Here is a 14,759-nt window from a genome sequence, read left to right as displayed (position 1 = left end):
AGATCAGGCTCCTACGGCTGCATCATAGGCATAAATGGTGACCTTGGCGCGTTCGGCAACCTCTGCAGCCGTCATTCCCGGCTTGTAAAGGCTGGTGCCGAGGCCGAAGGCGAGCACGCCGGCCTTGGTGTAATCGGCGAAATTCTTGTCCGAAACGCCGCCGACCGCCGCAATGACGAGCTCGGGCGGCAAGACAGCGCGAATGGCCGTGATGCCGGAGGCGCCGAGCACGCCAGCGGGGAAGAATTTGAGCCCGGTGGCGCCGGCCCGCGCAGCCGAAAGCGCTTCCGTGGCGGTGAAGACGCCGGGCATCGTTACCATGCCTTTGTCGCGGGCGCGGCTGATGACCGCAGGCTCGACATTCGGCGTCACCAAGAGCTTGCCGCCGGCGCCATCCAGCCTGTCGACGTCTTCCACCGTCAGCACCGTGCCCGCGCCGATCAGGCAATCGGCAGGCGCCATCTTGGCGGCGGTCTCGATGGAGCGGAATGGTTCCGGTGAATTCAGCGGGATTTCGATTGCCGTGAAACCTGTCTCGATCAGCGTGCCGACGATATCGGCCGTTTCCTCCGGCTTGATGCCGCGAAGAATGGCAATGAGCGGGCGCTTCATGGGCGGGAAGGGGATGCGGGTCGTCATCAGCTTTTGCTTTCTTTCTTGAACCAGATCGCTTCGGCCGCAGCGGACAGTCCGCGACGGACGGCGGCATCGGCGTCGATCGTCTTAAAGGTGAGGGAGAGGGCGCGGAAGGCGTCTTCATAGAGCGCCTGGAGGCGGCCGGAAGCAACCAGCGTGATGGCCGCATTCTGCCCCGCCGAAGCGAGCGCGCCGGCGATTTCCGCACCGATCAGGGTGCCCGAAATCAGTGCCTGGGCGCCGGCGGCCGTAAGCCCGTTCAGGAGCTGGCCGGAGCGGGCCGTAAACAGCAGGTTGGTGACGAGGACTGGCTTGTCGAAGGCCGTCTTGAGGGCAGCCTCGAATGCCTTCGTATCGGCCGGCATGTCTGCCGCGCCGGCAACCGCATGCGACAGGATGCTGTGCCTGGTAATGACGTCGAAAAGCTCGCCGGTCATGAAGGTGGAAAAACCTGTCACCTGGCCATCCAGCACGCGCACCCATTTCGAATGCGTTCCCGGCATGCACACGAGCTGTTCGCCCCTGGTATCGGCGGCAATCGCGCCGAGCAGCTGCGTTTCCTCGCCGCGCATGACATCGGGCACCTGCTGGCTTCGCTGTGCGAGACCCGGCAGGATGCGCACGTCGCGGGATTGTCCGGGCACGGAAACGGCGCCTGTCAGGATGGCGGCAAGCGAGGTCGGCGTGTCGATATATCCGGCTTCCACCCAGCCCTGGCGCGCTCCGGCCATGCCGCAGACGATGACGGGAAGGGCGTCCGGTGCGGATATGGCGTCGAGATGAGATTGCAGGACCTTGGCAAAGCCGGTCTGGGCCGCCGTGGTCATGCCTTCGCCGCTGCGGCGCTCCGCCAGTATGCTGCCGCCTTCGCCGATCAGCCACAGCCGGAAACTGCTGGTGCCCCAGTCCACCGCGACATATGCGGGTTTCGTCATGAGAAATGCTCCAAGTCTTACGTCAGAACTCTTGAGATTAGAAAATACCGCCGTCGACGGTGATGGCTTGTCCGGTGATGGCACTGGAGCAGTCCGAAGCCAGGAAGAGCACTGGCCCGACCAGATCGTCGGCGCTCAGCACGCGCTTCAGGCATTGCCGGTCTATCGTCTTCGCCATGCCCTCTTCGGTCAGCCAGAGGTCGAGCTGTCGCTTGGTGACGATCATTCCCGGCAGAACGGCATTGACGCGGATGTTCTCGGGACCGAAGCGTCCGGCAAAGCTCTTGGTCAACCCAATGATACCGGACTTCGCTGTCGCGTAGGAGGCGAGCTGCGGCGGGTTCATCTTGAAGACGATCGAGGAGAAATTGATGATGGCCCCGCCGCCGGCGGCGCGCATGCCGGGTGCAGCCGCCTGCGAGACGAAGAAGACCTGCTTCAAGTTGATTGCCTGATTGTTGTCCCAGTATTCTTCGGTCGTGGTGTCGATATCGTGCCGGTCGTCCCAGGCTGCATTGTTGACGAGGACGCGGACCGCTCCGAGATCGGACTCGACTGCAGCAACCGCGCTTTTGATCGCGCCGACATCACGCAGGTCAGCGTGATAGAAGGAAACGGGATGGGCCGATTGCGTCGAAAGCTTGGCCGCCAGTGCCTTGCTCGACTCTTCGATGATGTCGATGAAGGCAACCTTTGCGCCCTGCTTGGCAAAGGCCTCCACAAGGCTCGCGCCGATGCCTGAACCGCCCCCGGTGACGAGGACGGTGCGATCTTTCAGATCGAGAAATTGCGCCTGGGTATCCACCAAATATCTCCTCCCGGATCAATCGAAAGTTCCATTATTTGGAACATAATTTGACTATATGGAATTATCGATCTACCCTTGCACGGTGTCAAGGATAGTGCGGCTCCGCCAGAGATAAATGAATGAACGTGGATCTGGGTTCAGAGGGTGGAAAAAATAAAGGGCATCGCGACCGGGAAACCGGAACGCTGGGTAAGCTCGTCTCCTTGCTCGATCTTGTCGCGCTTGCCGATGGCTCGATGCGCTTTACCGACATCCTTTCGCTCTCAGATCAGCCACGCGGCACATTGCACCGCCAATTGTCGCACCTTGTCGAGGAAGGGCTTCTGGAGATTGACCGCGATGGTCGTTATCTGATCGGGTTGCGGCTCCTGACGCTTGCCTCGCGCAGCTGGGCGCGCAACGAGTTTCGCGCCGTTGCCGAGCCGCATCTGCATCGCTTGCAAGAGGTGACCGGCGAAACCGTCCATCTCGGCGTCCTACGCGGCACGGAAGTCATCTATCTCGACAAGGTCGAGGGTCGCCAATCCGTGCGCATGTATTCGCAGGTCGGCAATGCATCTCCGGCCTATTGTACCGGTGTCGGCAAGGCGGCGCTCTCCGCGCTCGACGATGCCGAGCTAGACGCGAGAATCTCAAGCCTCGAATATCGCCCTTATACCGAGCAGACGCTTCGCAACGTCTCGGAGCTGCTTTTCGATGTTTCGGAAATCAGGAAGCGGGGTTATGCATTCGATCTCGAGGAGCATGAAAGCGGCATTTGCTGCGTTGCCGCGCCGATCCGTTCCGACGATGGGCATATGCTGGCCGGCGTCTCGGTGACCGGCCCGGCCTATCGCGTCACACTGGAAAAGTTGCAGGCATGGGCGCCTTTGGTGGTTGCTGCTGCTGATTCGATCATGGCGGACATGCGCAACCGCATGGGGCCTAAGCGCTGACTCCATAAATTTCGCGCGACAGCTGTCGGAAACTCGCGGATTTAATGCTGTTGATGCCTGATCTTAGCGAAATTGCTCGTTTATCTTGAATTTTACTGTTGAGATATGCGGAAGAACTGCCATTATCCGCAAGTGATTATTGGAACCATATAGGATTTGGCGAGGTGTTAAGCGGACATAATAGTAACGGGCGTTGATGCAGTCGTGATTTTGGAAAACTTATATTTTGCCGAGCGGCTGAGACCGGCTGCCGTACGATAATCGTGAGGGACAAGAGACGGAAGTTTCGTATTTTTTTCCTCTTTTACATAAAGAAGACTGATGATGGCGGCATTGATACAGGCGGGCATGTCCCCTCGTGGCGAGGACTTTATCGAGGAAATCAGCAGGCTTAAGACGCAGTTCGATGTGTTCCGTTTCATGAAGGGGCTGACGGAGGCCTATCGTTGCCGGGCCTTCATGGTGCTCAATCTGCCGCCTATTACGTCCTCGGACCTGCAGAGCAATTCAGTCATCAACAATTGGCCGGCAGAGCTGCTGTCGATCTACGATCAGGAAAATCTGTTGTCGACCAGCCCCGCGCTGCAGCGTCTGCGCGGCTCTACGCTGCCCTTTCTTTATGAGGTGGCGACAAGCCCCAATCGCGAGCAGAGCAAATCGCAGCTCGTGGTCGCTCTGTTCGAACGGTTCCGCATGACGCGCTTCGTCTATTTTCCGACGCATGATGCCTCCGGTCTTCGCGGCGCGGTTTGTTTGGCTGGTGATCGCGAGCTCTTTTCGATGGAGGAAGTCAAGGACCTTTTCTATATAGCAGTTCACGTCTACGACCGGCTTGCGGAAATCCGCAATCTCGATGTTCGCGTCGTCGATGCCCTGACCGACCGGGAGATCGATTGCCTGAACTGGACGGCCGCCGGAAAGACCAGCGCCGAGATCGCCGAAATCCTGTCTCTATCCGAACATACGGTCAATCATTACCTCAACCGCGCCACCAAGAAGCTCGACACCGTCAACCGCACTCAGGCTGTCGCCAAGGCTTTGCGCGTTGGATTGATCAAATAATGACGTCGTCGTCTCGACGCAATGACCGAGATTCGAGCAGCGTGTGAATGAATTTTGTGCGCTGCGAATAAAATATGATGAAGCCTGCGGCGATGATCGATCACGTCGATTCAGGCGGACCAGCGAATAACCAATTGAAATACCTTAATTTCCCGGACTTCCTGAAAACTGGCACGCTTCCTGCTTATGAAAAGACAGAGGTCCAGAGGGGACTTTGATAACAGCGCCGATGAAACGTGCGCGGATCAAACGACCGTCGCCGATGCCCGTCGCCACAGCTTCTCCCGGCGAGGGGATCGGCGGCGGTTGTTGCTCATTTAACACGCTTAGCAAATTCGGGCGCGCTTGTGGGACGATTTTCGCGCGTTTGCCCTATTCCTTTCAGCCGAGTGTTCTATGTCGGCCCGCGATCATGTCTTCCCGAATTGGGAGCGCGTTGCGGCTGGTAAGGGTCCTTTATGGACCCGGCGGACCTGCCGGCCGCAACGAAGACGCATTTTATCGACGGCGTCCCGAATTTCGTTTGGCGAAGTCCCGCCTCTCTACTATCTAAGCCAGAACGATTTCGGAAAGCGTGCGCTCCCTGCGGCGCTGCCGAAAAGGATTCTGCAGTGAGGATGAAATGGCAGACATCACCAAGGAACACGTGCTGGAAACGTTGAAGACGGTTCGCGGCCCGGACCTGGAGCACAACATCGTCGAACTCGGCATGGTGTCGGATGTCTTCATCTCCGATGGCAAGGTCTATTTCTCCATCACCGTACCCGCCGAGCGCGCCAAGGATCTGGAGCCGATGCGTCTTGCCGCCGAGCGGGTCGTCAAGGATATGCCCGGTGTCAAGGGCGCCCTGGTCGCGCTGACGGCCGACAAGAAGGCTGGCGCCCCGACGCCTCGGCCCGCGCCTGCGCAAGCTGGCCCGCAAGGTCATTCCCATTCGCATCCTCATCAGCACGCGCCGCAACAGCCGCCCCGCGCCGCCAAGATCGGTGTTCCGGGCGTCAAGGCCATCATCGCGGTCGCCTCGGGCAAGGGCGGCGTCGGCAAATCGACGACGGCGGTCAATCTGGCGCTGGGGCTGCTTGCCAACGGCCTGAAGGTCGGCATCCTGGATGCCGATATCTACGGCCCTTCGATGCCGCGCCTCCTGAAGATTTCCGGACGTCCCACCCAGATCGATGGGCGCATCATAAATCCCATGGAGAATTATGGCCTCAAGGTCATGTCGATGGGCTTCCTCGTCGAAGAGGAAACGGCGATGATCTGGCGCGGGCCGATGGTGCAATCGGCGCTATTGCAGATGCTGCGCGAAGTCGCCTGGGGCGAGCTCGACGTGCTCGTGGTCGACATGCCCCCTGGCACCGGGGACGTGCAGCTCACCATGGCGCAGCAGGTGCCGCTTGCCGGCGCCGTCATTGTTTCGACGCCGCAGGATCTGGCGTTGATCGATGCGCGCAAGGGACTAAACATGTTCCGCAAGGTCGAGGTTCCCGTTCTCGGCATCGTCGAAAACATGAGCTACTTTATCGCCCCGGATACTGGTGCGCGCTACGACATTTTCGGTCATGGTGGCGCTCGTAAGGAAGCCGAGCGCATCGGCGTGCCTTTCCTCGGGGAAGTGCCGCTGACCATGGGCATCCGCGAGACTTCGGATGCCGGCACGCCGCTGGTCGCGGCCGAGCCGAACGGAGTGGTTGCCGGCATATATCGCGAGATCGCGGCTAAGGTCTGGACGCAAGTGGCAAGCACGCCGCAGCGAGCGGCACCGTCGATCGTATTTGAATAATTCACAAAGACATCTGGGCTTTCCGTATAGTGACGGATTGTCTTGTTGGCATCCTGTGCTATGACTTCGCAAGTTTAGCCAAACTGCGGTGAAATCGCGCGATGAAGAGGTTGTGACTTGATTCTTTGCGAGCTTTGCTGCATATGCGCCGCCGGTGTGGAACTGGTCGAGCATTTCCGATGACCGCCCTCCGCCGCATGGTGGTTTTATTTCGTCCGAGCAGGCGGCTTGGCCAGGACGGGCGAAGGATTGGTACAGCAGCGCAATGGAACATGGACACGGATTCCCGGCCGGACCGGCGGGATACGACCGGGGTTTTATGAGCTTTTTTCATTGGCCATTGGCGGGATCGCGGCAAGCGCGTGCAAGGCGCCTTGATAGCGGCTTCGTCTCCGCCGCTGCGGGAGCGAGCAGTTGATAACTGCCTATTGCTCAGACCAGAAGCCGCTCGAGCTTCCCGATCTTTCAGCTGCATCCCGGCTGCCGGACAATGCCGTCTGGATCGACATGGTCGAGCCGTCCCGCGAGGAGGAGGCCAGCATCGAGCGCCTGCTTGGCCTTGAAGTGCCGACCCGCGAGGACATGAAGGACATCGAGCCATCGAGCCGCCTCTATGTCGAAAACGGCTCCGTCTTTCTCACGGCCTCGCTGCTGTGGAAGGCCGACACCAATCTGCCGATGCTCACCGATGTCGCCTTTATACTGACGGGACATCGGCTGGTCACCATCCGCTATGCGCAGCCGAAGTCCTTCGCGCTCTTCATCGCAGCGCTGCAGCGCATTCCGCAGGAGCGGCGCACAGGTGTCGCGCTTCTTGCCAAGCTTCTCGAAACCATCGTCGACCGTACCGCCGAGGTCCTTGAACAGACGGTGGCGGGTATCGATATATTGTCGGTGCACGTGTTCGGCGATCGTGTAAAGAAGATCCGCCGCCCGGCGAACTATCTGGAAGAAAAGCTCAAGGACATCGCAGGCTATCACCGTACGCTCAGCAAGGTACGTGACAGCCTGAGTTCGCTGTCCCGGTTGCTGACCTTTCTTCATACCATCCCCGCCATGCAGCAGGACCACGAGGCCAGGGAACTGTGTCGCAACGTCTCGCGGGATGTCCAGTCACTGTCGGAGCATGCATCTTTCGTTGCGGGAAACATCACCTTCCTGCTGGATGCATCGCTCGGGCTGATCAATATCGAGCAGAACGCCATCATCAAGATCTTTTCGATCGCTTCGGTGGTGTTTCTGCCGCCGACGCTCGTGGCGTCCGTCTATGGCATGAATTTCGAGCATATGCCCGAACTGCACTTTGCCTACGGTTACCCGACATCGTTGTTGTTGATGGTGGTTTCCGCCATCGTTCCGTTTTTCTTTTTTCGCTGGAAAGGCTGGCTCTGAGAGTCTAGTGATCCTGAATGTCTAACGAAACCCATCATTCTCCCGACGGGAAAATGAACGCTCGTAAGCTCGCATACCTCGCCCTCGGCTCGATCGGCGTTGTTTATGGCGACATTGGTACGAGCCCGCTTTATGCCTTTCGCGAAGCATTGAAGCCGGTGGCGGCCGACGGTCTCACGCGCGGCGAAGTCATCAGCGTCGTGTCGCTGATGTTCTGGACGCTGACCATCATCGTCACGATCAAATATGTCCTTTTTCTGCTGCGTGCGGATAACGACGGCGAAGGCGGCACCTTGTCGCTGCTGGCGCTGTTGATGAAGACGGCGAATGGCCACACGGCCATCCTGATGCTGCTGGGCCTCCTGGGTGCCGCGCTCTTCCTCGGTGATGCGATGATCACTCCGGCGCTTTCCGTTCTCTCCGCTGTTGAGGGTCTGAAGCTCGTCACCCCGAAGCTGTCCGATTATATCGTGCCGATATCGGTGGCCATCCTGGCACTGCTTTTTGCGATCCAGTCACATGGTACCGGCGCGGTCGCCCGCTTCTTCGGCCCGATCACGGCGCTTTGGTTCATTGTTATGGGCCTAGCCGGCATCATGCATATTTCCGATGATTACAGCATTCTGGCAGCGCTCAATCCCTGGTATGCCGTGAGCTTTCTGATGCGGGAGGGCTTCCTCGGCGTCGTCGTTCTCGGTGCCGTGTTCCTGACGGTGACGGGCGCGGAAGCGCTCTATGCAGACCTCGGCCATTTCGGCCGGCGTCCTATCCAGTGGGCTTGGTTCGTGCTGGTGTTTCCGTCCCTCACGCTGAACTATTTTGGCCAGGGAGCGCTTGTTCTGCGCGATCCTATGGCCATGTCGGACCCGTTCTTCCTGATGTATCCGCATTGGGCGATCCTGCCGGTGGTCATTCTTGCCACCATGGCGACGATCATCGCCAGCCAGGCCGTCATCACGGGTGCTTTCTCGCTCACGCGTCAGGCGATTCACCTCGGCTTCCTGCCGCGCATGGAAATCCTCTTTACCTCCGAGACCAATACCGGGCAGATCTTCCTGCCATCGGTCAATACTGTCCTGTTCTTCGGTGTCATCTTCCTCGTACTGGCCTTCAAGACCTCGGACGCGCTGGCAACGGCCTATGGTATTTCGGTGACCGGCGCGATGGTCGTCACATCGATCATGGCATTTGAATTCGTCCGGGTCCGCTGGAATTGGACGCTGCCGATGGCGGTTGCCGTGCTCACGCCGCTTTTGCTGCTGGAATTCGTCTTCCTCGGCGCCAACCTCCTGAAGATCCACGACGGCGGCTATGTTCCGGTCATGATCGCAACGGCCTTCACGGTGATCATGTGGACCTGGCGCCGCGGCACCTCGATCCTAATGGAAAAGACGCGGCACACCGATATCCCGCTGTCCTCCTTCGTCAGTTCCATCGAGCGCAAGAGCGATCATTCGCCCGCGCATGTGCCCGGTACGGCAATCTTCCTGACCAGCGATCCAGAATCTGCGCCCGCCGCGCTGCTGCATAATCTGAAGCACAATCACGTCCTGCACGACAAGAACGTCATCCTGACGATCCGCACCATCAACAAGCCGCGCGTCGCCCAGGAAGATCGTTATACGGTCGAGAAGGTTTCGGACCGTTTCTCGCGCGTCGAACTGCGCTTCGGCTTCATGGAATCGCAGAATGTCTCGCAGGCACTCGCGACCCTGCGCAAGACGGGCCTGAAGTTCGACATCATGTCGACCTCCTTCTATCTCGGCCGGCGCAAGCTGGTGCCGGATGCGAAATCCGGCATGCCGCACTGGCAGGACCGGCTCTATATCGCGCTCGCCAACGCGGCGACCGACCCCTCTGACTATTTCCGCCTGCCTGCCAACCGCGTTGTGGAACTCGGTTCGCACGTCATCATCTGACGCAGATATTCTTGCTGGTTGTTCAAAGGCCCGGTGGATATCCGCCGGGCCTTTTCATTTTTCTATTGCGCAAGCGGGGTGCTGGCCTATTCAATTTAAAGGCGAAAGTGATGCAATGCTCTCCGGGGGAGGCGAACGCAGATGCTCAGACAGACTTTATCCATCGCCCGGAATAATCCGGCATTTTACGTGATATTCGTGTTGTGTTCGGTTGTCGCTTCGATTTTCGATGAGTATTCCGGGAAATCCGCGACGGCAGGCGTGACTTTCTTCCTGTCGAGCATGTTGGCGATGAATGTACAGAGCTCCGTTCTACGCAATCTGAATTTCACCGCGGCGGCTAAGGCCGGAAAGCTTCCGATCGGTGGATATATGTTGAGGAGCCTCGCGCTGACGCTGCTTGCATTCCTGGTAATGTTGCCTGCCCTTGTTTTTCTTTTGAGCTCGGATGGTGTCGGCAAGACTTACTTCGGATTATGGGCAATGCTGGCATTTTTGGTAGTTTTCACCATTATCTTTTCACTCGCTGGCACGTGGTTGCCAGCGAAGCTCCATGGCACCAGCGCGAGTATAGGAGAGGCTTTGCGGAGAGGCCTCGCGCGTTTTCCGTCGACGGCATCTCTGGTATTCCTAGGGCTGGCCGTCCCGCTCGTCGCTGCGGTGATCGCCTTGGTTCTTGCGACTGACGTTGGGAGCGCGGATCTTATCGCGAATGGTCGCTTGAATATCCCTGCTGTCGCGATCTCTTTGGGGTCCAACTTGCTGCAGGCCATTGGCTGGACTTATGTTTCAGTCGTTCTCGTGCGCCGATACATGGAGGCCGAACATATCGAGCCTCCGCCTGGAACAGAGTTGCTCACGGCTCTTACGTAATGGGCTGTTCAGGCATAGAGAATAGCGGCTTTGCGCGACAATCCTGACGCCTTGTGTATCGGGTATGATGACACTTGTCTTGCGCGTTTTGCGCGCCGTCACATTCATAACCATAGATTCGCCCGAATTAACCATCCATCAAGGTTAATGGGAGATTATTCCGGCTCCTAGTTTCGAGTGCCGTTTGGAGTCCGGTGTTGTCTCGCTCGCGTTCCGTCAGCCGCAAGTCGCGGTTCCTGCCACAAAATTGGACCTCTCCAGCCGTCTTCGGGCTTTGCGCCTGGCTTATTTTTCCATCGACAGCAGCCTATGGTGATCTTGCCGGTCTGCTTGCCGGTATCGACAGGGAAGGGGCCAACTGGCGCATGGTGATGACCGACTCGCCAGCCGGCTCCACCCATCAGGCGGAACTGGCCTTCGGTGATGTCAAGGCCTCTGCCGCCATTGGAGATGGCGGTCTGGTGTTGCCGGACGGGCGCCGCGTCGCGTTTCAATCCGAAGCCAAGGGCAGCGATCCCCGGCCCGATGAGGACCGCATCAACCGGCAGGACAAGAAAGGCAGGGTGGTGGCCATCACGCCGATGCAGCCGCCGAAGGATTTTTCCGCAGGCTCGGTGCTGCAGCGCCAGAGCATGCTGCTTCGGCCGGAATCGGCAACCGGCGAGCGCACGGCATTCCTGAAGCCGACGCTCGGCGGCAAGGAAATCCAGATTGCCACCGCCTTCTATAAGAAAGAGCCGCCGAAGCCGGACGAGAGCGTGCCGGCCTATATCGCCAATCTGGTCACCAATCAGAATGCCGATGTTCTGGCGGCGGCCTATGCCTCGCCGGCGCCGGACTATGCTCGTGTCTCGCCCTTCGATTCCATTCTCGCGAAGGATCAGGACGACGAGGGCCGCTTCGTGCCGGAGATCGGCCCGAAGGATCATGCCTGGGCCGCCAATGTCCTGCCGCCATCGGTTTTCTCGCCCGACGAGCAGCAGTGCCTTGCCACCGGCATCTATTTCGAGGCGAGGGGCGAGTCCGTCAAAGGACAGGCGGCCGTTGCACAGGTCATCCTCAACCGTGTCCGCAACCCGGCCTACCCGAAGACCATTTGCGGCGTCGTTTATCAGAACGAGGATTGGACCAACGCTTGCCAGTTTTCCTTCGCCTGCGACAACGTCAAGGAGCGCGTCAATTCTCCCGAACACTGGCGTATTGCGCGTCAGGTCGCCATCGCCGTGACCGCCGGCAAGATCTGGCTGCCGGAAGTCGGTTCCGCCACTCACTATCATGCTGTCTATGTCCGGCCGAAATGGGCTGCCGACATGGTGAAGGTCGGCCGCATAGGCATGCACATCTTCTACAGGACCTATGGCGGCGGCTGGAGCTGAGGCGGCCAGTTCCGGCAGATTGATACCGTGGGCGAGGTCGCTTCTTCTGGCAAAAAAGCCACAGGAAAGCATGGGCTGAAGAGGATTCTTCGGCTCAGTTTTCGGTCAATATGGCTCTTTCGCTCTAAGCTCATGATTTAATTGGGCTAATTTATGGCTGGACAGATGACGCCTACGCCTTGACTATGCTTTTTCCTAAAACTATGTTGCGCGCGACTTCAAAACGGGCCGAAAGGTGGCGAAACCTGCTGTTCGTTTACGCGTTGACCGGGGTACAGGGATTGCGCGCAACGAAAATGGGGAGGATGCCACTATGACGGATGACCGCGACGAAGGTCTGGAACAGCGGCGAGCGCAGCTGGGAGCTGAATTGGCGACCAAGCGTGCTGCGGTGAGAGAGGATGAACGCGGGGAGGTTCGCGCCGAGGAAAGCCGTAAGGGTTATGCTCAGGCGATGAAGCTTTCCAGCGAGTTCATAGCCGCAATCATCGTTGGCGCCGTTCTGGGCTATGTCTTCGACCGTTTTGTCGGTACGGCGCCGTGGGGCATGATTATCTTGCTGCTTCTCGGATTTTGTGCCGGCGTTTTGAATGTGCTGCGCTCTGCGGGCAAGGTGGCGACACCGGTGCCGGGCGAGGGCGGGCCTAATAAGAAATGAGCGGAAGCAACGCTGCGGCGCTGTTTCCAGATGAGAAGCATCCGCTCGGTGGAGCGGAAAAATGAAAGAGAACAAGCGGTGGCAAACGATCCTACCCATCAGTTCCTGATCTTCAAGATTATCCCGATCGACATCGGCGGAATTGATTTTTCGTTCACCAACGCCTCGCTGTTCATGGTTGCCTCCGCAGTGCTCTCTGCAGGCTTCCTTTATTTCGCCAGTGCGCCGCGCGGTGTCATTCCGACGCGCTCGCAGTCGGTGGCGGAAATGGCCTATGAGTTCATCGCCTCGATGTTGAAAGAAGGGGCGGGGACAAAGGGAATGAAGTTTTTCCCGCTGGTCTTCTCTCTCTTCATGTTCGTGCTGACGGCGAACCTGCTCGGTCTTGTTCCTTATTTCTACACCGTCACCAGCCAGATTGTCGTGACGCTGGCGCTCGCACTGCTCGTCATCTTTACCGTTATTTTCTACGGCTTGATCAAGCATGGTTTCGGCTTCTTCAAGATCTTCGTTCCTGAGGGTGTTCCGGGTGTTCTTCTGCCGCTGGTGGTGGCGATCGAGATCATCTCCTTCCTGTCCCGTCCGGTTTCGCTCTCCGTTCGTCTTTTCGCCAACATGCTGGCCGGTCATATCACGCTCAAGGTGTTCGCAGGCTTCGTCGCCTCGCTCGGAGCCCTCGGCGCGCTCGGTATCGGCGGAGCTGTTCTTCCTCTTATCATGACCGTCGCCCTCACCGGTCTCGAGTTCCTTGTCGCCTTCCTTCAGGCTTACGTTTTTGCGGTGCTGACTTGCATGTACCTCAACGACGCAATCCATCCGGGTGGCCACTAAGGATAAAGACATTGGCGTCTAACGGGCGTCAGTCATTCACCGCACAACCATTTCAAAGGAGTTCAACATGGACGCGGAAGCAGCAAAGTTCATCGGCGCAGGTTTGGCTTGCTTTGGTATGGCCGGCACGGCTCTCGGCCTCGGCAATATCTTCGGCAGCTACCTGTCCGGCGCACTGCGCAACCCGTCGGCTGCTGACAGCCAGTTCGGCCGTCTGGTATTCGGCTTCGCCGTTACGGAAGCTCTGGGCATCTTCTCGCTGCTCGTCGCTCTCCTCCTGCTCTTCGCCGTCTGATATCAGCGGCGTCATAGATCACGGTTCGCGGGCAGCGAGCCGTGATTCTTTGTATTTGCAGACCACCTGGAGGTGAGCATGTTTGTGACCCCGGCATATGCTGAAGAAGCACCGCCGGCCGCCGGAGCGGTGCACACGGAAACGGGTGCGCCGAATGAAGGCCATCACGGCGGCGTATTCCCGCCGTTTGACCATACGACGTATCCGTCACAGCTGTTTTGGCTGGTGATCACCTTCGTCATCTTCTACGTGGCCATGCAGAAGATCGTTATTCCGCGCGTTGGCACCATTCTGGAAAGCCGGCACGACCGGATCGCCCAGGATATCGAAGAGGCCTCGCGTCTGAAGGCTGAAGCCGACGCCGCCGTCGCGACCTATGAAAGCGAATTGGCCGCTGCGCGCGCCAAGGCGAATTCCATCGGCGCCACTGCCCGCGATGCCGCCAAGGCCAAGGCCGAAGAGGATCGCAAGGCGATCGAGGCAAGCCTGGCTGAGAAGCTCAAGGCCGCAGAAGGTCGCATTGCTGAAATCAAGGCGAAAGCCTTCGGCGATGTCGGTGCAATTGCCGAAGAGACGGCCAGTGCTGTCGTTGAGCAGCTGGTCGGCAATGTCGCCGGCAAGGCCGATGTCGCCTCTGCGGTTGCAGCCGCTGCCGCCAAGCAGGAGGGCTGATCCATGGAATTCGCTTTCGACAACACCTTCTTCGCGTTTGTCAGTCTTCTCATCTTCCTCGGCCTGATCGTTTACCTCAAGGTTCCGGGCATGATGGCAAAGTCGCTGGACGACCGCGCCGATCAGATCCGCAACGAGCTGGCGGAAGCCAAGCGCCTGCGCGAAGAGGCCCAGCACCTGCTGGCCGAATATCAGCGCAAGCGCAAGGAAGCCGAGGCCGAAGCAGCACATATCGTTGCCGCGGCCGAGCGCGAAGCGGAAATGCTGACGTCCGAGGCTCGCAAGAAGACCGAGGAATTCGTTGCCAACCGCACGGCTTTGTCCGAGCAGAAGATCAAGCAGGCCGAAGCCGATGCGATGAAGGCGGTCCGCTCCGCAGCCGTCGACCTCGCGATCGCCGCTGCTGAATCGGTGCTTGCCAAGAAGGCCGATGGCAGCGTCCAGTCCGGTCTCTTCAACGATGCCATCAAGGAAGTGAAGACGCGGCTGAATTAAGCCCTGGGAATATCGAAATTCGAAAGAGCCCCGCTTCGGCGGGGTTTTTTATTTCCGCACTGCCGGGTTGATCATTGCCGGAACCAACA

The 14,759-nt window shown here is 58.8% G+C and carries 15 protein-coding genes; 12 read left to right on the top strand and 3 right to left on the bottom strand.

The genetic code is table 11. The annotated features are described in order from the left end of the window. Positions 1–3 precede the first annotated feature (3 nt). From PH558_RS30370 to PH558_RS30360, 3 genes are read right to left on the bottom strand one after another with little or no spacing between them, the layout of a single operon-like run. Entirely contained in the window at positions 4–639 is a 636-nt protein-coding gene (locus PH558_RS30370; RefSeq protein WP_095434078.1) for a 2-dehydro-3-deoxy-6-phosphogalactonate aldolase, read from the bottom strand. Beyond that, positions 639–1,571 (bottom strand): 2-dehydro-3-deoxygalactonokinase, encoded by a 933-nt coding sequence (locus PH558_RS30365; protein WP_095434079.1) that lies wholly within the window; start codon positions 1,569–1,571, stop codon positions 639–641. The genes PH558_RS30370 and PH558_RS30365 overlap by 1 nt, the downstream gene beginning before the upstream one ends. A 37-nt stretch (positions 1,572–1,608) precedes the next feature. Further along, positions 1,609–2,379, bottom strand: a complete 771-nt coding sequence (locus tag PH558_RS30360) for an SDR family NAD(P)-dependent oxidoreductase (protein ID WP_095434080.1) — start codon at positions 2,377–2,379, stop codon at positions 1,609–1,611. 119 nt (positions 2,380–2,498) lie between these two features. Here PH558_RS30360 and PH558_RS30355 point away from each other — a divergent pair, with 119 nt between their 5' ends. The 12 genes from PH558_RS30355 to PH558_RS30300 all read left to right on the top strand — a co-directional run bounded on the left by PH558_RS30355 (position 2,499) and on the right by PH558_RS30300 (position 14,670). Continuing rightward, complete coding sequence (locus PH558_RS30355) at positions 2,499–3,314, top strand: IclR family transcriptional regulator (RefSeq protein ID WP_095434081.1); 816 nt, start codon at positions 2,499–2,501, stop codon at positions 3,312–3,314. Between the two features lie 321 nt (positions 3,315–3,635). Continuing rightward, the gene (locus PH558_RS30350) at positions 3,636–4,376 is read left to right on the top strand and encodes a helix-turn-helix transcriptional regulator (protein WP_483314210.1); all 741 of its coding nucleotides are present in this window, start codon (positions 3,636–3,638) and stop codon (positions 4,374–4,376) included. 622 nt (positions 4,377–4,998) lie between these two features. Beyond that, a complete protein-coding gene (gene apbC / locus PH558_RS30345; RefSeq protein ID WP_285208102.1) occupies positions 4,999–6,159 on the top strand; it encodes an iron-sulfur cluster carrier protein ApbC in 1,161 nt (386 codons plus the stop codon). Between the two features lie 414 nt (positions 6,160–6,573). Then, positions 6,574–7,551 (top strand): magnesium transporter CorA family protein, encoded by a 978-nt coding sequence (locus PH558_RS30340; RefSeq protein ID WP_285208101.1) that lies wholly within the window; start codon positions 6,574–6,576, stop codon positions 7,549–7,551. Positions 7,552–7,604: 53 nt separating this feature from the next. Next, entirely contained in the window at positions 7,605–9,470 is a 1,866-nt protein-coding gene (locus PH558_RS30335; RefSeq protein WP_446740063.1) for a potassium transporter Kup, read from the top strand. A gap of 141 nt (positions 9,471–9,611) precedes the next feature. Continuing rightward, the gene (locus tag PH558_RS30330) at positions 9,612–10,343 is read left to right on the top strand and encodes a hypothetical protein (RefSeq protein ID WP_285208100.1); all 732 of its coding nucleotides are present in this window, start codon (positions 9,612–9,614) and stop codon (positions 10,341–10,343) included. A gap of 197 nt (positions 10,344–10,540) precedes the next feature. After that, the gene (locus PH558_RS30325; protein WP_285208099.1) at positions 10,541–11,719 is read left to right on the top strand and encodes a cell wall hydrolase; all 1,179 of its coding nucleotides are present in this window, start codon (positions 10,541–10,543) and stop codon (positions 11,717–11,719) included. Positions 11,720–12,032: 313 nt separating this feature from the next. After that, positions 12,033–12,377, top strand: a complete 345-nt coding sequence (locus PH558_RS30320; RefSeq protein WP_285208098.1) for an AtpZ/AtpI family protein — start codon at positions 12,033–12,035, stop codon at positions 12,375–12,377. A 78-nt stretch (positions 12,378–12,455) separates the two neighbouring features. Then, positions 12,456–13,208 (top strand): F0F1 ATP synthase subunit A, encoded by a 753-nt coding sequence (locus tag PH558_RS30315; RefSeq protein WP_095436188.1) that lies wholly within the window; start codon positions 12,456–12,458, stop codon positions 13,206–13,208. Positions 13,209–13,275: 67 nt separating this feature from the next. Then, entirely contained in the window at positions 13,276–13,503 is a 228-nt protein-coding gene (locus PH558_RS30310) for a F0F1 ATP synthase subunit C (RefSeq protein ID WP_015338972.1), read from the top strand. Between the two features lie 78 nt (positions 13,504–13,581). Continuing rightward, on the top strand, positions 13,582–14,175 hold the full coding sequence (locus tag PH558_RS30305; protein WP_095434088.1) for a F0F1 ATP synthase subunit B: 594 nt from the start codon (positions 13,582–13,584) through the stop codon (positions 14,173–14,175). A gap of 3 nt (positions 14,176–14,178) precedes the next feature. Further along, positions 14,179–14,670: a F0F1 ATP synthase subunit B gene (locus PH558_RS30300; protein WP_285208097.1), complete on the top strand. Its 492-nt coding sequence runs from the start codon at positions 14,179–14,181 to the stop codon at positions 14,668–14,670. Positions 14,671–14,759: the final 89 nt, after the last annotated feature.

Source organism: Rhizobium pantanalense (genome assembly GCF_030182525.1).
GTDB lineage: Bacteria > Pseudomonadota > Alphaproteobacteria > Rhizobiales > Rhizobiaceae > Rhizobium.
The sequence above is the reverse complement of the archived record's forward strand: the minus strand, read 5'-3'. Positions and strand labels throughout refer to the sequence as shown.

What these genes read in the sequence shown, in the direction of transcription:
- PH558_RS30355 (WP_095434081.1), top strand. Translation starts at nt 2,499, where the DNA reads ATGAACGTGGATCTGGGTTCAGAGGGTGGAAAAAATAAAGGGCATCGC.
- PH558_RS30370 (WP_095434078.1), bottom strand. Translation starts at nt 639, where the DNA reads ATGACGACCCGCATCCCCTTCCCGCCCATGAAGCGCCCGCTCATTGCC.
- PH558_RS30350 (WP_483314210.1), top strand. Translation starts at nt 3,636, where the DNA reads ATGATGGCGGCATTGATACAGGCGGGCATGTCCCCTCGTGGCGAGGAC.
- PH558_RS30335 (WP_446740063.1), top strand. Translation starts at nt 7,605, where the DNA reads ATGAACGCTCGTAAGCTCGCATACCTCGCCCTCGGCTCGATCGGCGTT.
- PH558_RS30300 (WP_285208097.1), top strand. Translation starts at nt 14,179, where the DNA reads ATGGAATTCGCTTTCGACAACACCTTCTTCGCGTTTGTCAGTCTTCTC.
- apbC (WP_285208102.1), top strand. Translation starts at nt 4,999, where the DNA reads ATGGCAGACATCACCAAGGAACACGTGCTGGAAACGTTGAAGACGGTT.
- PH558_RS30320 (WP_285208098.1), top strand. Translation starts at nt 12,033, where the DNA reads ATGACGGATGACCGCGACGAAGGTCTGGAACAGCGGCGAGCGCAGCTG.
- PH558_RS30305 (WP_095434088.1), top strand. Translation starts at nt 13,582, where the DNA reads ATGTTTGTGACCCCGGCATATGCTGAAGAAGCACCGCCGGCCGCCGGA.
- PH558_RS30330 (WP_285208100.1), top strand. Translation starts at nt 9,612, where the DNA reads ATGCTCAGACAGACTTTATCCATCGCCCGGAATAATCCGGCATTTTAC.
- PH558_RS30365 (WP_095434079.1), bottom strand. Translation starts at nt 1,571, where the DNA reads ATGACGAAACCCGCATATGTCGCGGTGGACTGGGGCACCAGCAGTTTC.
- PH558_RS30310 (WP_015338972.1), top strand. Translation starts at nt 13,276, where the DNA reads ATGGACGCGGAAGCAGCAAAGTTCATCGGCGCAGGTTTGGCTTGCTTT.